The following is an 18,139-nucleotide window of genomic DNA, read 5'->3' on the forward strand; positions in this document are numbered from 1 at the left end:
CAAAGCCATACTGGGCTGGGAGCCGAAGGTATCCAGGCAGGAAGGGCTCCGGATTACTTATGAGTACTTCCGCTCACTGCCCGAGCATGAAATCAAACACAAAGAATTCAATCAGTATATCAAGTAATCTGAGACATTTTATTTAATTCATTATTTATGAAAAAAATCTTAGTAACCGGTGGCTTGGGCTTTATTGGCTCACATACCGTTGTTGAACTGGTACAGGCCGGTTACGAGCCTGTAATTGTTGACGATTTATCGAATTCAGAAATTCGCATTCTGGATCAGCTAACCAAGATTGTTGGTTATACACCGGCTTTTCATCAGCTTGATTTGTGTGATGAGGCTGCTGTACAACAACTGGCACAAACTGAACCTGATATAACAGGAATTATTCACTTCGCTGCTTTCAAAGCAGTGGGCGAATCGGTACAGTTCCCGCTAAAATATTACCGTAACAATTTTTACTCACTTATTAATCTGCTTAATGCTTATGCAGGCAAGCCGGTAAACTTTGTGTTTTCATCAAGCTGTACCGTTTATGGTCAGCCGGATCAGTTGCCGGTTACCGAGGATGCTCCGGTTAAACCCGCACAGTCACCTTACGGTAATACCAAACAAATTGCCGAAGAAATGCTGCGTGATATGATTGCAGCAGGTAGTAAATACAAAGTAACATCTCTGCGTTATTTCAATCCGGTGGGTGCACATGAGTCGGCCCTGATAGGAGAGCTGCCTATTGGCGTGCCGCAAAACCTGGTTCCTTTTATTACGCAAACCGCCATCGGTAAACGCGAAAAAATCACGGTATTTGGAAATGACTATAACACTCCGGACGGAAGTTGCGTAAGAGACTATATTCACGTAGTGGATTTGGCAAAAGCACACGTTGCGGCTTTAAGGCTGATGGAGGAGGAGAGCTTTACTGGTTACGATGTGTTTAACATTGGTACAGGTAAAGGTACAACCGTGCTGGAAGTAATTGCAGCTTTTGAGCGCGCAGCCGGTGTGAAGTTGAATTATGTGATTGGACCGCGTCGTGACGGTGATGTGGAGCAGGTTTGGGGCGACGTTACCAAATCAGCTGAAGTGCTGAAATGGCGTGCTGAACTGGATGTTGACACCATGATGTCATCTGCATGGGCTTGGGAGCAGGCAATAGCAAAGAACCCGTTGTGAAATCAAGTATGAAAAAAATTATCATTACCGGCGGAGCCGGCTTTATCGGATCGCATGTAGTGCGCCGCTTTGTTAAAAATCATCCGGAGTACGATATCGTAAACCTGGATAAGTTAACCTATGCGGGTAATCTGGCTAATTTGAAAGACATTGAAAACGAGCCAAATTACAAGTTTGTAAAAGGCGATATTGTAGATGCTGCTTTCATCGATGCTTTATTTGCACAAGAGCAGCCTGATGCCGTGATTCACTTAGCTGCCGAGTCGCATGTGGATCGCTCTATTGCCAGTCCGCTGGAGTTTGTGATGACTAATGTAATTGGTACGGTAAATTTGTTGAATGCCGCCCGCTTTCATTGGAAAGATCGTTACGCAGAAACCCGCTTTTACCATGTATCAACCGACGAAGTGTATGGTACCTTAGGTGAAACCGGTATGTTTACTGAAGAGACGGCTTATGATCCGCACTCACCGTATTCGGCATCAAAAGCAAGTTCTGACCATTTTGTACGCGCTTACCAGGATACTTACGGCTTAAATGCGGTTATATCTAACTGCTCAAACAACTATGGCTCGTATCATTTTCCTGAAAAACTGATTCCGCTTGCTATTCATAACATCAAGCAAAATAAGCCTATCCCCGTTTACGGTAAAGGCGAAAACGTGCGCGACTGGTTATGGGTAGAAGATCATGCCCGTGCTATTGATGTGATTTTTCATCAGGCAAAAACAGGCTCAACCTATAACATTGGTGGCCATAACGAGTGGAAAAATATTGACCTGATCAGACTATTGTGCCAGATACTGGACCAGAAGCTGGGCCGCGAACCGGGTACATCCGAAAAGCTGATCACTTATGTAACCGACCGTGCGGGGCACGACCTGCGTTACGCTATAGATGCCACCAAGCTGAAAAACGACCTGGGTTGGACACCAAGCATCACCTTTGAAGAAGGATTGGAAAAAACGGTTGACTGGTACCTGACTAATGAAGAATGGCTGAATGATGTTACCTCGGGTCATTATCAGCAATACTACGAAGAGCAGTACACCAATCGCTAATTATTAGATAGCGTTTGGCTAAATAAGCCTATTTAATACTAAACTATAACTTTACAGAGAGCAGGACCTTACAATTAAGGCTCCTGCTTTTTTATTAGTATTAACTGCTAATGCCTGATTATTTAATGTGCATACTCCTGTTGAGCCAGGTAATAGTAAGGCCAAAACATATGGTGTGTAAAAACATTGTCGGGCTTGTCGGGAAATAGCTTTTGATAGGCATTATCGGGCATAAGCATTACTGTAGTACCGCAATGCACAAACAGATTGTTCGGCTCATAAGCCGGCTCTCGAAACTGCGGAAGCGATTTTTTAACAAACTTGTACACCATGTGTCCCAAATATTTCTGATTGTTTTTCACGGCACGCTCAGATGGCTTTTTAAGGCGATTGTAAATATGCTTAATGTAGAGCCGTACGAAAAAAGATTGCTTTTTTGTAGCCTTGTTAATATTAACGAACGGGTTAAGCTTGTTAAAGTCTTCCATGGTTTGGATAGAGAATGGGGTTTCGGGTACCCAATCAGCCGCGTTGATTACCGATAGGGCCCAGCCACCACGTGTCAGGTAGTCAAAATCATAAGCATAATAGGTATTACCCGGCTTTGGTGGTGCGCTGCAATACGTTTTGAAGACGATGTTAAGGGGTATTGTTTTTTGCTGTTGCAATGTTGCCAGGTGCGAGCGCAATAAATAGGCGATGGCTGCGCCCTGGCTATGCCCCATAATTATAAAATTACTGATGCCTTGTGTTTGGTGGAGCCGGTTAATTTGCGGTATGATGGTTTTAGCTAAATCGGCCATGCCAAGCAGCCAGCCAATATGTACGGTTGCTCTTGAGTTAGTAGCCAGGTTGTACTTAAAGGTAGTTGTATCATTAATATGCAGCTGCCCGCTGGCTGGTACCATCGCCGAGTAAAAGTTTTCAATCCAGCTTACTTGTGATGTGGTGGTACCACGTATGCTGATAACAGCCGTTTTATTGTTATTTACCCATAAATCCCAGCGGTTTTGCAACGGACCAACCGGCGATCGGTAAATCATGTGGTATTGCTGGGGTGATGGTACTTTATCATTTTTAATAACCGTGTCGGTTTGCTGGCGAGATACCCGCAAAAGCTCTAAGTACTCCTGTACTTCAAAGCCGGGTTTAAGCTGCGCTTGTGCAGCAATGCAAATAACCAGAAGGTGTATAAAGAGAATAAGCGTCTTTTTCATTATAATAATTCAACTTCCTGAAAAAGGGTTTTGTTTAATTGTACCAATATTTGTCTTACGGCGGGAGTATTGCTTATAAACCTATCACATTAAAACCTATTATTGCTTTAGGTTTGAATGAGAGCTATGAATCTTGCTGGTTCAAAAAAAATTATACCGCTTACTGAGCACTTGTAAATAAAACAGCCGCTCAGTTCTTACTGGGCGGCTGTTGTAAAATATCTTCTGTAGTTAAACTTATACCGAGAATGATGATCCGCAACCGCAGGTGCTGGAAGCATTGGGGTTATTAAAAGTAAAACCACGCGCATTTAAACCATCTTGAAAATCGATTTGCATGCCAGCCAAATAGAGGCCGTGGGCTTTGTGCATATACACTTTTACGCCTTCAATCATATATATCTGATCGCCGTCTTTTTTCTGGTCAAAACCTAATATATAGTTCATGCCAGCGCAGCCGCCACCTTCAACACCAATACGCAAGCCAAAATCATCGCTCAGTTCTTGTTGGTCTTTCAATTTGTTTATCTCTTTCACGGCACCTTCAGTAAAGGTAACCGGTGCTAAAGCAGTTTCAACAGCTGTACTCATGTTATTTTTATTTTACGCTACACAAATATAAACTAAAATACAGAGTTTTGTGTGCACTGCGGTATTTATGACGCATGCCTAACATTCAATTTTAATCATGGTAGTATACAATCTGTTATTAGATATTTTAAAACTCACCGTTGCCGGTGTAGGTGTGGTGTGGATTGCTTTTTATTTAATAAAGCCCTATTTAGATAAAAGCGAGCGCTTGCAAATTTTAGAGCTTAAAAAAGCGGCCGACAATCAAACCCTGCCCTTGCGGCTGCAGGCTTACGAGCGTGTTATTTTATTTGTAGAACGTACCAACCCCTCTAATTTGTTGCTGCGCGTTAATGGAGGTGCTTTGCCTGCTGTTGAGTTTTATCGGCTGGCGGTACAGGAAGTACGCGATGAGTATCAGCATAATATTACCCAGCAAATTTATGTAAGCAGCCGTGCCTGGGCGGTAGTAAGAAGGTTAAAGGATGATACCCTGAACCTGCTGAACAATACCCTTGCCTCATTACCCGAAACGGCTACCGGGCTTGATTTTAGCCGCGCCCTGCTAACCCATTTGGGGCAGCTTGAAAGCAACCCTTACGAGCTGGCTGCCGATATGGTTCATAAGGATTTGGAAGAGCTGTTTTAAGCTTTATAGCCCAGGGCTCTGGCATTACAGATGTGGTGTGTAAGCACTGGCAGATTTACTGTACAAATAAATGTATAGTATGACAGCGTGCCAAGTTGGCCAATAATTACAAAACAGGGAGTAAAAATATTATATACCGCTACTTCAATGCCTTACATTTTGGAAGCCGGTTGACGCTTATTTGTGGCGTAACTATTGATGAGGTAAAGGTGTGACAGTAAGGTTAGTGGCAGGTTAATTCTTAAAAGCAACAAGCTCTGCACAACATGAAAAACCGTCTTGAAATTTTGCTGTTATAAGGTGGATATGATGGCGTACAACAGTATAAATTACTGTGTTTTATAGCTCTTATAAGATAAAATACGCACTCTCACAAATTTTAAATTTAATTTTTTAATCCGCTTTTTTTTCGAATATTCGATGTTCCGTAGAGGTGACATTGAAACCGAAGCCGGGTGTTGGAAATCAGTATTTTAGGTAAATGAATATGGAAAAAACTTGTACTAATGTTTGGAATAGCTGCTTACAGATCATCAAGGACAATATTCCGGCTCAAAGTTTTAAAACTTGGTTTGAGCCGATAAAGGCCTTGAAGCTGGATGGAAGCGTGCTTACCATACAGGTACCGAGTTTGTTTTTTTACGAGTGGCTGGAAGAACATTATGTAGGCTTACTCCGTAAAACCATCAAGAAACAATTAGGAGATGAAGGCCGGCTGGAGTATAATATCGTAGTTGAGCAGTCATCATCTAATAAGCCCTACACTACGAACATGCCATCAAACGGAAATGGAGCCGAAGCTAAAAATCAGTCTATGCCGATCCCTATATCTATTAATAAAGATATTAAGAATCCGTTTGTAATTCCGGGGCTTAAAAAACTGAACGTTGATCCGCAGCTTAATCAGCACTATACTTTCGAAAACTTTGTAGAAGGTGATTGTAATCGTTTGGCCCGTTCGGCAGGTTATGCAGTAGCAGCTAAGCCTGGCGGTACCTCATTCAATCCGCTGATGATTTATGGTGCGGTAGGTTTGGGTAAAACCCACCTGGCACAAGCCATCGGCAACGAAATTAAACGCACCCTGCCTGATAAACTGGTATTATATGTATCGTGCGAGAAATTTACCCAGCAGTTTGTTGACGCCCTTAAGCATAATAATATCAATGATTTTGTGAACTTTTACCAGGCCATTGATGTACTGATTATGGATGATGTGCACAACTTTGCCGGTAAAGAAAAAACGCAGGATTTCTTTTTCCACATCTTTAACCACCTGCACCAGTCGGGCAAGCAGCTGATCATTACATCAGATAAAGCGCCTAAGGATCTGGCTGGTTTAGAAGAACGTTTGCTTTCAAGATTCAAATGGGGCTTATCGGCTGATTTACAGGTGCCCGATCTGGAAACCCGTATGGCTATCCTGAAAAACAAAACCTACCAGGATGGTATTGAATTGCCTGATGAAGTGGTGGAGTATGTGGCGCATAACATTGATAACAACATTCGCGAACTGGAAGGCGCCATGGTGTCGTTACTGGCCCAGTCAACATTGATGCGTAAAGAGATTGATTTGGACCTGGCAAAATCAATGCTGCGCAACTTTGTTAAGCATACTACTAAAGAAATCTCTATTGAATATATACAAAGCTTGGTATGCGAGTACTTTGAAGTGCCGGTTGAGATGATAAAATCGCAAACCCGTAAGCGCGAAATTGTACAGGCGCGTCAAATATCAATGTACCTGGCTAAGGCACATACCAAAAGCTCACTGAAATCTATCGGTAACTTTTTTGGTGGCCGTGATCACTCAACAGTGATTTATGCCTGCCAAACAGTTGAAGATTTGATTGATACCGACAAAAAGTTTAAAACTTACGTAGCAGATATTCAGAAGAAGTTGAAAATGTCGTAATATTACGTTGTCCTTTTACTAACCAACTATAACCCTGTTAGCCCTGCCACTTTGCAGGGCTTTTCTTATTTTAGGGCAAATCTTATCAGTATGAAAAAGTTGTTAATAAGTCTGATCATTATAACCGGAACAGTAACTGCATTTGCCCAGCCTAATAGTCAAGATGCGGTTAAGCAAGCTGTAAATGATCTGTTTACTGCTATGCGAAAAGGTGATACAGTGATGCTTAAAACGGTGTTTCACCCAAACATGGTATTGCAGAGTACGGTTGCAAAGGCCGATGGCAGTACGGTTTTAATTACCGAAAAGCCAGCCGATTTTATCAAAGCCATTGGCACGCCGCATAAAGAAGTATATGACGAGCGCATTGTTATTAAAGATGTAAAAATTGATGGGCCGCTGGCCAGCGTTTGGGCTACCTACAAGTTTTATGCAGGCAGCACCTTTAGCCATTGTGGTGTGGATGTATTCCAGCTCATGAAAACGGCTGCCGGTTGGAAAATTATTTACATAGCCGACACCCGTCGTAAAGACAATTGTCCAGAATGATTTATTTCAGTTCGCCTAACTTAATAAGCGCATAAAACAGGGTACTGCAATGCAGTGCCTGCGTAATAGCTTTTTGGGCCAGCAGTTGCTTAACCTCGTCAATGGTATATTCTTCTACCAATATCTCTTCCTGCTCATCCAAATCTTGTTGCTGTACTTTTTTGCCGCCCCGGGCAAGGTAACAGTGGGTTACATTGTTGGCGGTTGATGGGTTAGCGTGCAGTTTGCATAGCAGCTCAAAGTTGTCAAACAGGTAGCCGGTTTCTTCCAAGAGTTCCCGGCGCATAGCTTCATCAGGCTTTTCGCCTGCTTCAATCACGCCTCCGGGTATTTCGAGGGATACTACGCCGGCCGCATGGCGGTATTGGCGTACCATTACAATTTTGTTGTCCTCTGTTATAGCAACGGCATTGGCCCAGTCGGGGTATTCCAATACATAATAGCCAGGCACAATACGCCCATCAGGCATGCGGCATTTATCTGTACGTAAGGTAGCCCAGGGGCCTTTATGTATATATTCGGATGAGAGAACCTCCCATTTCAAATCAGGCATGATATTGTTTTAATAGTTGATGAATTTTGCTTCTTAAAGTAATGTTTTCAAATGATTGGGTGCGATAATCCTGCTCCAGTACATCAAACAGAATCAATGTTTTTTGCAGGAGTGATTGTGCTTCAGCCGGATGCTTTAAAGGTGATGTGGCATCATGATAAAGCAATTGAGCTAAGATATCCAGCTTGCCTGCGCCGTAGGCTTTTTGGCGAATAAGCTGCTTAAATTCATCATCGCCTAAATTATAAATATCGTCGGGCAAACCGAAGTCGTTTTTTAGTAGATCATTTACAAATTGCTGCGCTTCTTCGGTCTCGTTGGTTGCTTTTAAGCCAAGTAGCCTGGCCAAAGCACGGGTCAGTTTTTCTATTTCGGTTAAAATATGATCTTTACGGTACATGGTACTGATATTAAAAGGTTAAACTACCAGCTACCGCTACTGCCGCCGCCACCAAAGCTGCCTCCACCGAAACCGCCCCAGCCGCCGCCACTATCACCGCCGCCTCCCCAACTACTGCCACCGCCGCCCCAGCCGCTTCCCCGGCTGCCGCTGCCCAGCATATTGCCGGCCAAAAACCACCAGAACGGACTGCTGCCACCACGGCCGCCAATTACCCTGCCGCCACCACCGCCACCACGGTTACGGAATATAAGAATCAGTATAACGCCGATAATAACAAGTACCAGGATGCCGCTACCGCCACCATCCTTATCTTTTTCACGTACCCGGCGTGTTGCTTTCGGGTCGGCTTTGTACTCGCCTTTCATGAACTGGATAATGTGCGTTGTGGCTGCATCCAAACCAGCATAGTAATTCCCCTGCTTAAAGTTAGGTTTCAGGTCTTGCTCAATAATCTGATGGGTTGCTGCATCGGTTAGGGCACCTTCTGCACCGTAACCGGTTTGTATGGTTACTTTGCGGTCGTTTAGCGCTACCAGTAGTAATATACCATTGTTTCTCCCTTTTTGACCTATGCCCCAGGTACGGCCCAATTGTGTTCCGTATTCATTAATATCATAAGCACCTACAGATTTGATAAGCACTACAGCTATTTGCGTAGAAGTAGAATCATCATAAGCTATAAGTTTTTGTATGAGTTGCTGTTTTTCATCTTCTGACAGCGTACCGGTAAAATCGGCCACAGGTGCATCAGGCTTGGGCGGAATTTCCTGAGCCTGGGCTACCGTTATAAAAAGCAGCGCAGTAAAAAGTAACAAAAGTTTTCTGAGCATCATCTTGATTTTAATCGCCGTCCATGAAGGCTATATCGTCTGAAAGTTCGTTGCGGTCGTTATCCGTATGCGGGAAGTATTGCTTAAGTTTGTCGCCGGCCATGGTTATACCGGTAATAATACCATCGGTTAGTTTACCTTGCTTAAAGTAGTTAAGCATGCTTTCTTTGGTAGTTTCCCAAAAATCGTCAGGCACAACTTTATTAATACCGGCATCACCTATAATGGCAAACTTATGATCCTGAGTGGCCATGTAAATAAGCACGCCGTTGCGCAGGCTGGTTTTATCCATTTTTAGCTTATAAAAGTACTTGGCGGCCCTGTCAAGCACTTCTTCCGAGCATTTCTTTTCCAAACATACCCTTATTTCGCCCGAGGTGTTTTTTTCGGCATCTTCAACCGCACGGCGTATGCGTTTTTGCTCCTCTGTTGTGATCAGATCCATAGATTGTGAGTTGAGGAAGTATATAGCAGTGAAATGTAAATGAGTGAAGTTGGAATGAAATTACTCACCCATACTCCACTCATTCAATAATAATATTAAAACTGAACCTTAGGCGCATTTTGTGCGGTAGCATCAGCTTCAAAATAGCCTTTAGGCGAAAAGCCGAACATTTTAGCCGTTAAATTAGCCGGAAACTGGCGTATTTTGCTGTTGTAAGTTTGCACCGAATTGTTGAAATCCTGGCGGGCTACAGTAATACGGTTCTCGGTACCCTCTAACTGGCTTTGCAAAGCGGTAAAGTTATCATTGGCGCGCAGGGTAGGATAAGCTTCTGTTACGCTCAGTAATCTGCCTAATGCCGCACTTAATTGGCCTTGTGCTTCCTGATATTTTTTTACGTTTTCGGGTGTAAGTTTATCTGGGTCAACCTGTATAGAGGTAGCTTTAGCACGGGCTTCGGTTACTTCGGTTAAAGTGCTCTTTTCAAAATTGGCAACACCTTTTACGGTAGCTACCAGGTTCGGAATCAAATCTGCACGGCGCTGATACTGGCTTTGTACCGCTCCCCACTTAGCTTTAGTATCTTCTTCTGCCTGCACAATACCGTTATAGCTGCACGAGCTGAAAGACATAGCAACCATGATAAATAATATGGCCGAAAGTAATTTTTTCATTGTTGTAGAATTTGTTTTAAATTGATATGATAATTAGAGTGCAAAATATATACCGTTGTTACAATTAATGCCAATATGGCAAAATATGTTTTATATAAGCATCGGTAAGCTTTGGTTTATCGTTTTACCTGCTATATTTGAGCATTACTATAACTTTTCGCATGAATAAAATATGGATAGCCGCATTGGCTTTATGGGGCACTACTGCATCTGCACAAAACAATAAAGAAAAATTGGTGCAATTTGTAAAGCCCATTATTGGTACGCATCGTATGGGGCATACCTATCCCGGCGCTACGGTGCCTTTCGGAATGGTTCAATTAAGCCCGGAAACGGATACGGTAGGGTACGAGCTGAATGGTAAATATAACCCGGATGTATATAAATACTGTGCTGGTTATCAATATGATGATAAAACTATTGTAGGTTTTAGTCATACCCATTTTAGTGGAACCGGGCACTCCGATCTGGGCGACTTTCTGATTATGCCAACCGTAGGCGATCTGAAATTGAATTCCGGTACGGCCGATAAACCCCGCAGCGGTTACCGGTCTGCATTCTCGCATCAGAATGAGGTAAGCCAGGCCAACTATTATAAAGTAAAGCTGGATGATTACAATATCCAGGCCGAATTGACCACTACTACGCGTGTCGGTTTCCATCAATATACCTTTCCAAAATCAGATAATGCACACATTGTGCTTGATTTGATGTCGGGCATTTATAACTATCCCGATAAAAATGTATGGACTTATGTACACGTGGTTAATGATACTTTGGTAACAGGCTACCGCCAAACTAACGGTTGGGCTAAAAACCGGGTATTGTATTTTGCCATGAGCTTTTCTAAGCCTTTTGTGCAGCATGGTTTCCGCAACTATTCCAAACGCGAAATTTACCGTGGTTTCTGGGGCAAGTTTAATCAAACCAAAAACTTCCCTGAAATAGCCGGTCAGCAAATCAAAGCCTACTTTGATTTTAAAACTAACGAAGGGGAGAAAGTAAAAATCAAATTTGCCCTCTCGCCGGTAAGTATGGATGGCGCCTTAGCTAACATGCGGGCCGAGGCACCGGGATGGGATTTTGATAAAGTGAAGGCTGATGGACAGCAGCAGTGGGAAAGCGAATTGCGTAAAGTGGTTATACAATCCAACAGCCGCGAGCAAAAAGAAAACTTTTATACAGCGGTTTACCATACCATGATCAATCCGACGGTGTATATGGATACCGACGGCCAATACAAAGGGCTCGATCAAAATGTACATAAGGCAGATGGTTTCACCAATTATACCACCTTCTCTTTATGGGATACCTACCGGGCGTTACACCCCTGGTTCAATGTAATTGCGCCCGAGCGTAACCTGGATATGATCAAATCTATGCTGGCGCATTACGAACAAAGCCCGGAGCACATGCTGCCCATCTGGTCAAATTCTGGTAACGATAACTGGTGTATGTCTGGCTATCATGCCGTATCGGTTATTGCTGATGCTGTGGCTAAAGGGAATACCAACTTCGATGTAAATAAGGCCCTGGATGCTTGTGTGGCTACTGCCCGTCATCGTGATTATGAAGGTATTGGCTTATATATGGATAAAGGCTACGTACCGGATGAAAAAAGCGGTGTGTCAGTATCCAATACTTTGGAATATGCCTATGATGACTGGGCAATTGCACAAATGGCTAAAAAGCTGAACCGCCAGGATATTTACGAGGAGTTCAATAAACGTGCACAGAACTATAAAAATGTTTATGATCCGGCTGTTGGTTTTATGCGTCCTAAGCTGAGTGATGGTAAGTTCCGTAAAAATTTTGATCCGCTTACTACTATCAACCAGGGTTTTATTGAAGGTAATGCATGGAACTATACCCTGTTTGCACCGCAGGATCCGAAAGGGTTGATTGATTTGATGGGCGGCAGTAAGCGTGTAGTGCGTTACCTGGATTCGCTGTTCACCATGCACCTGCCGGATGCTTTTTTTGCCGAAACGGAAGATATTACCCGTGATGGTATCATTGGTAACTATGTGCACGGTAACGAGCCATCCCACCACGTGGCTTACCTGTACAACTGGACCGACCAGCCCTGGAAAACACAGGAACGTGTGCGCATGATATTGCCTAAAATGTATAAACCAACGCCCGATGGTTTAGGCGGTAATGATGATACCGGCCAGATGAGTGCCTGGTATATATTTACCAACTTAGGCTTTTACCCAATGGCGCCTGGTAATGATGAGTACGCTTTAGGCAGCCCGGCGGTTAATGGTGCCACTTTGCAGTTAGCTAATGGCAAAACGTTTAAAGTAACGGTAAAAAATCAGGGTGATAAAAATGTGTACGTACAAAAAGTAGTACTCAATGGTAAGCCGCTTGATGGCTTGTCTATTAAGCATACTGATATTATAAACGGTGGAGAATTGGTTTTCTTCATGAGCAATAAGCATAAATAATTGTAACTAACCCAAACAAAAAGAGGAGCCATAGGCTCCTCTTTTTGTTTTATTAACATTATCAGCTGGCTAAGTAGTGCCTGTCGCGAATACCTAAGCGGCTTAACTTATCTTTTAAAACGCCACGGGCCCGGCACAGGGTTGTGCGCGATACCAGTTCACTGATGCCCAGTGTTTCGCCAATTTCCTGATGCGTATACCCTTCAATAGCATACAAATTAAACACCGAGCGGTAATTAGCTGGCAACTGTTCAATCAGCTTAAGCAGATCTTTTGATTCCAGATTGTTGCTGTTGTAGCTCATTTGTACCGATACACCTTCGGGCAATTCATCCGTAAGTAATATAGGTTTCAGTTTGCGGTATCTCGAAATAGCAGTATGTACCATAATGCGCCTTATCCACCCCTCCAGGCTGCCTTCGCTCCGAAATTTATGCATGGATGTGAAAACTTTTACGAAGCCCTCCTGCAAAATATCCTGTGCCTCATCCCGGTCGGCAGCTCCACGCATGCAGGCAGTTAGCATGCGTGGAGCTAACACTTTGTAAAGCATCTCCTGTTGCTTGCGTTCATTTCTCAAGCATCCTTCCCAAATCCGGTTTAAGCTATTCTCAGCGATCATAGTAATGTATATTAGCTAATACCCTTATGCCAAAGTTGGAACCAAACTAATAATGTATTGATAATTAATATTTTGTGTCATTCTTTGTCTAAGCAACTGTTCGGATGCGAACAATGAATGGCATGAGGCCGAACACTTTTCAGGCTGGCTGATATTGCTTATCTTTGCATTATCCGGGATAAAAACCCGGCAATTGTTATGATAAAAGAGATTGAAATAGTGTGCTCGCCAGAGCAGCACGAAGATGAGATTGCATTAAAAAGTATAGCAGCCACCGCGCTTAAGCTTTCACCCAAACGTATTACCGGACTAAAGATATTAAAGCGCTCCATTGACGCCCGCGGCCGCAAGGTAGTTTACCGTATGCAAACCCGGGTGTTTGTGGATGAGGCCGTGCAGGCAGATCATTATGCCGTTAATTATCCGGCAGTAACCCAAGCCAAGCCGGTAATTATAGTAGGCGCAGGGCCGGCCGGTATATTTGCAGCATTACAGTGCATATTGTTGGGTTTTAAACCTATCGTTATTGAGCGCGGTAAGGATGTAAAGCAACGCCGCCGCGATCTGGCCAATATCAATAAACAAGGTCTGGTTAATCCGGATTCTAACTACTGTTTTGGCGAAGGCGGCGCCGGTACATACTCTGATGGCAAATTATATACGCGATCCACAAAAAGGGGTGATGTAAACCAGGTGCTCAAAATGTTTGTAGCACACGGCGCATCCGAAGATATATTGGTAGATGCCCGTCCACATATTGGTACAAACAAGTTGCCGCAAATCATTACCGCCATGCGCGAAACGATATTGAATGCAGGCGGCGAGATTTTATTTGATACCAAAATAACTGAACTGCTGGTGCAGTTTAACCAGGTTAAAGGTGTGAAAACCGCTGATGGTAATAAAATCATGGCCAATGCTGTGATACTGGCAACAGGTCATTCTGCGCGCGATGTGTTTAAAATGCTGCACCGCCAAAATATTTTAGTTGAAGCCAAGCCGTTTGCCTTAGGGGTGCGCATTGAGCATCCACAAGACATTATTGACAAAGCTCAGTATCATTGCGATGTGCGCGGACCGCATTTGCCGCCATCCTATTATAGCTTGGTTGAACAGGTAGATAACCGCGGCGTGTTTTCTTTCTGTATGTGTCCCGGTGGCATCATTGCGCCTTGCTCTACCGAACCCGGCGAGATTGTAGTGAACGGTTGGAGTCCGTCAAAACGTAATAATCCGTTTGCCAATTCGGGTACCGTTGTGCAAATCAATTTAGAAGACGTAGCCGGCGATGACGCCGATCCGTTTAAGCTATTAAACTTTCAGCAGCAGGTAGAGCAGGCTGCGTTTACTGCAGGCGGCGGCAACCTGGTAGCCCCAGGGCAACGGATGGTTGATTTTGTAGAAGGCAGGATATCTGCAGATATTCCTAAAAATTCCTACCTGCCCGGCGTGGCGAGTGTTGATCTGAAGGACGTATTACCTTCCTGGATTCATCAGCGCCTGCAAAAAGCATTGCCGGTGTTTGGCCGTAAAATGAAGGGCTATTATACTAATGAGGCGGTATTAGTCGGCGTTGAGTCGCGTACATCGTCACCAGTTAAAATTCCGCGCGACCGGGAAACGCTGCAGCATCCACAAATTGCAGGCTTATATCCATGTGGCGAGGGGGCCGGTTATGCAGGTGGCATCATTTCTGCTGCTATTGATGGTATCAATTGCACTATAGCTGCAAGTAAAACTTTGTAAGCCATGAAAACTGCCGATCAACTGCAAGCCGAATTGGAAAACGTATTTTCAGGGCAACCCTGGTACGGAACCAACATTTATCAACTAATAGCACAGGTAACCTTTGAAGCTGCTTATGAAAAGCCTGCGGGCTCTGTTCATAACATTGCCGGTATTATACTGCACATGCTCGGGTGGACCGAAGAGGTGATTAACCGTTTGGAAGGGCAGCCCGCTGGCATTGCCGCCCGCGGCGACTGGCCCGATCCGGGTATGCCCGACGAACAAAAGTGGCAGCAGTTGGTTAGTGATTTAAAGCTGGCCAATGTGGATTTGATCGGCAAAATGCAGCACCTGCCTGAAGATAAATGGGAACAGCCTATTAATGATCAGCGGGGCGATGAACCGGTAACCACTTATAAAGGGTTGATCCATGGCTTTATTCAGCATCAGATTTACCATGCTGGCCAGATAGCTTTATTAAATAGAATTAACTATGGCAGATAAGAAAACCTTAATATTAGGTGCAACCCCCGACCCGAGCCGTTACGCCTACCTGGCCGCCAATCGTTTGGTGCGCACCGGGCATAGCATTGTAAATGTGGGTATCAAAAAAGGTGATGTAGCGGGTGCACCTATCGAAAAACCGGAAACCATCCATACCGATATTGATACGATTACGCTATATGTTGGTCCGCAAAACCAGCCGTCTTTGTACGATTATATTATCAAAACACGACCTAAGCGTATCATATTTAATCCAGGTACCGAAAATTACGAGCTACAACAGCTTGCTAATGCCCAAGGAATTGAAACGCTATACGCCTGTACGCTGGTCATGTTATCAACCGGGCAGTATTGAGTATAAGTACTATATTTGATTATACCATATAGTACTTACATCCAAGTATGAATTTTTCTTTGACGATAATATATCTTGTATTACAAATTATCCTAAGCCCTTGTCATAAAAATACTGTTAAGAATAAAACGGCAGATAGTGCTTCCGTTTCCATTCAAAGCTTACACAAGCATAAAGCAGATATTGACAAGTTATTTAATACTTATGCCAAGCGTAAAAGCAGTCCAATTTCTGTTTATGTAAAGCGTTATAACAGCAAAAAGCTTGAAAAAGTTATAAATGAACAATGGCCGGAGCAGATTGAGTATACTTATAATATAATTAAAAACCCGTCTGGCAAAATCGTTCAAATATTAGCAAGCCCAACAAGTGAAAGCGGTGATTGGGATATTTGTTATATCCATTACTTTAATAATAGCGGCCGGTTGATCGCATTTGAACGGCGGACTAATTTTTTTAACAGTGGTTGTACTGATAATGATGAAGCAGTACATGAAACGATATGTAGTTACTATAATAACCACAAAGTGATAAGCAAGAGTTACAAACTCGCCGATAATAATGGGAAAAACTTAGTAATGTCAGGTGTAACTTTCCTTACGATTTTAAGAATTACAGTATTTATATGGATGTGTCGCAGTGCTTAGTCGCTTATCATATTCCCAAAATATGATCGTTCACTTCTATTGCTCCTTAATTATTTCCTGACTTAAAATCCTTAGTTCTTTAGGGTAGTAATTGTTGATCCGGTTGGGTAGCAACTTGGCCCAGCCCAAAGCAAATCCTTTGTATGTCATCAGGCTCCAGCCTTTTTCCTGAGTATTTAAGTCGTTGATGTTATCCCGGCGCAGGTAAGCAATAGCTTGTTCATAGTTGAGCTCCGTTTGCAATATCTTGTCTTTATTTACAATAATACTCAATGCCAGTTCATGGTCGGGTATGAGTTCCTTGCCGGCCAATTTGCCCAGCCTTATGCCCGACTTTTTGATATATAAGAATTGCTGTAGCATTTCCAGGTTATCCCGGTGCGCCTTATTTATAGCCAGCCAATCGTCATTATGTTTAAAAAAGTAAAGTGAAGATGGATTGATCACATATTCCTTCACCAAATCCATTTCCTTGTAATTCGGCTTTGACGATTGTTTGTTCTTTCTAACCGATACCTCTCCGCTGTTTTCCTTTTTTTGTAAGCACGCCACAAACAAGCCCTCGCCCTTTACTTGATCCGGATAAAAGCGATACCCCCAAGCCTGCTTATCGGCCGACTGGCTTTCGACAATACCCCAGCTTGTATCTATAGGTATGCGTATGCTTTCTAATTCAAACTCCTTGCAAAGCCAATCTAATACGGCTTCGTCTTCTTCATAGGAGTAGGAGCAGGTAGAATAAATAAGGTAGCCATCCTCACGTAATGCCGGATACACATCCGCCAAAATTCGCTCTTGCCGTTGCTGGCATAAATTTACGTTCGCTTCTGACCATTCTTCCATCGCCGCCGGATCTTTCCGGAACATCCCCGAACCGGAGCAAGGTGCATCCACCACAATCAAATCAAAAAAACTTTTTAACTTACTAAAGGATTTAGGGTCATTGTTGGTGACGATGGTATTCGACTTGCCCCATCGTGTAAGATTGTCTGCCAGTACCGGTACGCGTGTCTTGATGATTTCGTTGGCAACCAGCAAATCTTCATCAGCAAGAAAAGAACTGATCAACGTACTTTTACCGCCCGGAGCCGCGCACAGGTCCAAGGCAGTTATAGGTTCCCGATCGCTATTATATATATGGTGTAAGATATGATCAATAAACATGGACGATGCTTCCTGCACATAATAACACCCTGCATGAAAAAGCGGGTCAAAGGTAAACGATGGGCGATTGTTGAGGTAATATCCATCAGCGCACCATTGTACAGTCTCACTATTCGGAAACTCAGTGGCTTTTAATGGGTTCGTCCGAACAGATGTAGGCGCATCTGCATCAGCATGTACTTTTATGAAAGTATTTTGCTGAAAACCTGGCGTGTTTTGTAATGAGGAGACAAAACCCTCTGGAAATTGTGCTGCTTGCGTCATTAAAGTCAAAGATACAAAATCAAGATTAGGCAGATAGTATTATATAGTAAGCGAGGCGGTGCCATCAGTCCCATATTAAAATAGTTTTAAAAAGGTATAAATAAATTTGGCAGAGTGGTGGAAGATGTGCTATCTTTGTTGCCCTGCAAACGAGCAGGGAATGTTATTTGAACAGTCAGCAAAGTGTAGCAAAGTCTTGAAAAAGGTGGGTGAGAAAGAAGTTAAAGATCGCTGTTTTTTATTTGAAAAAAGGTCTTGACATGAGTTCTAAAAAGTGTTACCTTTGCAGTCGCAAATCGAAAGAGTAGCGAAGTTCATTGAAAGATAGGTAAAGGATGGGTGAGAGGAAGAGCGGAG

At 43.3% G+C, this 18,139-nt stretch carries 19 protein-coding genes; 10 read left to right on the forward strand and 9 right to left on the reverse strand.

Going from position 1 to position 18,139, the window contains the following annotated elements:
• The first annotated feature begins 156 nt into the window (after positions 1-156).
• On the forward strand, positions 157-1,179 hold the full coding sequence (gene galE / locus KHS38_RS22020) for a UDP-glucose 4-epimerase GalE (RefSeq protein ID WP_213491064.1): 1,023 nt from the start codon (positions 157-159) through the stop codon (positions 1,177-1,179).
• An 8-nt stretch (positions 1,180-1,187) separates the two neighbouring features.
• A complete protein-coding gene (rfbB, locus tag KHS38_RS22025; protein ID WP_213491066.1) occupies positions 1,188-2,240 on the forward strand; it encodes a dTDP-glucose 4,6-dehydratase in 1,053 nt (350 codons plus the stop codon).
• Between the two features lie 122 nt (positions 2,241-2,362).
• On the opposite strand, the gene KHS38_RS22030 is transcribed toward rfbB, so the two are convergent.
• Together KHS38_RS22030 and KHS38_RS22035 are read right to left on the reverse strand one after the other, a co-directional pair.
• Entirely contained in the window at positions 2,363-3,457 is a 1,095-nt protein-coding gene (locus KHS38_RS22030; RefSeq protein ID WP_213491068.1) for a lipase family protein, read from the reverse strand.
• A gap of 237 nt (positions 3,458-3,694) precedes the next feature.
• Complete coding sequence (locus KHS38_RS22035; protein WP_213491070.1) at positions 3,695-4,048, reverse strand: HesB/IscA family protein; 354 nt, start codon at positions 4,046-4,048, stop codon at positions 3,695-3,697.
• Between the two features lie 97 nt (positions 4,049-4,145).
• On the opposite strand from KHS38_RS22035, the gene KHS38_RS22040 reads away from it, so the two are divergent.
• The 3 genes from KHS38_RS22040 (at position 4,146) to KHS38_RS22050 (ending at position 7,140) form a co-directional block, all read left to right on the forward strand.
• A complete protein-coding gene (locus tag KHS38_RS22040; RefSeq protein WP_213491071.1) occupies positions 4,146-4,676 on the forward strand; it encodes a DUF7935 family protein in 531 nt (176 codons plus the stop codon).
• Between the two features lie 487 nt (positions 4,677-5,163).
• A complete protein-coding gene (gene dnaA / locus KHS38_RS22045; protein ID WP_213491073.1) occupies positions 5,164-6,591 on the forward strand; it encodes a chromosomal replication initiator protein DnaA in 1,428 nt (475 codons plus the stop codon).
• Positions 6,592-6,681: 90 nt separating this feature from the next.
• On the forward strand, positions 6,682-7,140 hold the full coding sequence (locus KHS38_RS22050) for a nuclear transport factor 2 family protein (RefSeq protein WP_213491075.1): 459 nt from the start codon (positions 6,682-6,684) through the stop codon (positions 7,138-7,140).
• A gap of 1 nt (position 7,141) precedes the next feature.
• Here the strand turns inward: KHS38_RS22050 and KHS38_RS22055 are convergent, their stop codons facing one another.
• From KHS38_RS22055 to KHS38_RS22075, 5 genes are all read right to left on the reverse strand, one after another.
• The gene (locus KHS38_RS22055) at positions 7,142-7,693 is read right to left on the reverse strand and encodes an NUDIX hydrolase (RefSeq protein WP_213491076.1); all 552 of its coding nucleotides are present in this window, start codon (positions 7,691-7,693) and stop codon (positions 7,142-7,144) included.
• Complete coding sequence (locus KHS38_RS22060) at positions 7,686-8,093, reverse strand: hypothetical protein (protein ID WP_213491078.1); 408 nt, start codon at positions 8,091-8,093, stop codon at positions 7,686-7,688. The genes KHS38_RS22055 and KHS38_RS22060 overlap by 8 nt, the downstream gene beginning before the upstream one ends.
• 23 nt (positions 8,094-8,116) lie before the next feature.
• Positions 8,117-8,929, reverse strand: a complete 813-nt coding sequence (locus KHS38_RS22065) for a TPM domain-containing protein (protein WP_249665527.1) — start codon at positions 8,927-8,929, stop codon at positions 8,117-8,119.
• A gap of 7 nt (positions 8,930-8,936) precedes the next feature.
• Positions 8,937-9,371: a TPM domain-containing protein gene (locus KHS38_RS22070; protein WP_213491080.1), complete on the reverse strand. Its 435-nt coding sequence runs from the start codon at positions 9,369-9,371 to the stop codon at positions 8,937-8,939.
• A gap of 95 nt (positions 9,372-9,466) precedes the next feature.
• Positions 9,467-10,045 (reverse strand): LemA family protein, encoded by a 579-nt coding sequence (locus KHS38_RS22075; RefSeq protein WP_213491082.1) that lies wholly within the window; start codon positions 10,043-10,045, stop codon positions 9,467-9,469.
• Positions 10,046-10,194: 149 nt separating this feature from the next.
• On the opposite strand from KHS38_RS22075, the gene KHS38_RS22080 reads away from it, so the two are divergent.
• Positions 10,195-12,498, forward strand: coding sequence for a GH92 family glycosyl hydrolase (locus KHS38_RS22080; protein ID WP_349627950.1), 2,304 nt, complete (start codon positions 10,195-10,197; stop codon positions 12,496-12,498).
• A 61-nt stretch (positions 12,499-12,559) separates the two neighbouring features.
• On the opposite strand, the gene KHS38_RS22085 is transcribed toward KHS38_RS22080, so the two are convergent.
• Entirely contained in the window at positions 12,560-13,120 is a 561-nt protein-coding gene (locus tag KHS38_RS22085; RefSeq protein WP_213491086.1) for an RNA polymerase sigma factor, read from the reverse strand.
• A 198-nt stretch (positions 13,121-13,318) separates the two neighbouring features.
• On the opposite strand from KHS38_RS22085, the gene KHS38_RS22090 reads away from it, so the two are divergent.
• From KHS38_RS22090 to KHS38_RS22105, 4 genes are read left to right on the forward strand one after another with little or no spacing between them, the layout of a single operon-like run.
• A complete protein-coding gene (locus tag KHS38_RS22090) occupies positions 13,319-14,866 on the forward strand; it encodes an NAD(P)/FAD-dependent oxidoreductase (RefSeq protein WP_213491088.1) in 1,548 nt (515 codons plus the stop codon).
• A gap of 3 nt (positions 14,867-14,869) precedes the next feature.
• Entirely contained in the window at positions 14,870-15,352 is a 483-nt protein-coding gene (locus KHS38_RS22095) for a DinB family protein (protein WP_213491090.1), read from the forward strand.
• Positions 15,342-15,707, forward strand: a complete 366-nt coding sequence (locus tag KHS38_RS22100) for a CoA-binding protein (protein WP_213491092.1) — start codon at positions 15,342-15,344, stop codon at positions 15,705-15,707. The genes KHS38_RS22095 and KHS38_RS22100 overlap by 11 nt, the downstream gene beginning before the upstream one ends.
• 47 nt (positions 15,708-15,754) lie before the next feature.
• The gene (locus KHS38_RS22105; RefSeq protein WP_213491097.1) at positions 15,755-16,354 is read left to right on the forward strand and encodes a hypothetical protein; all 600 of its coding nucleotides are present in this window, start codon (positions 15,755-15,757) and stop codon (positions 16,352-16,354) included.
• A gap of 36 nt (positions 16,355-16,390) precedes the next feature.
• Here the strand turns inward: KHS38_RS22105 and KHS38_RS22110 are convergent, their stop codons facing one another.
• Positions 16,391-17,782: a methyltransferase RsmF C-terminal domain-like protein gene (locus tag KHS38_RS22110; RefSeq protein WP_213491102.1), complete on the reverse strand. Its 1,392-nt coding sequence runs from the start codon at positions 17,780-17,782 to the stop codon at positions 16,391-16,393.
• Positions 17,783-18,139 lie beyond the last annotated feature (357 nt).

The sequence above is a fragment of the Mucilaginibacter sp. Bleaf8 genome (genome assembly GCF_018390515.1).
Taxonomy (GTDB): domain Bacteria; phylum Bacteroidota; class Bacteroidia; order Sphingobacteriales; family Sphingobacteriaceae; genus Mucilaginibacter.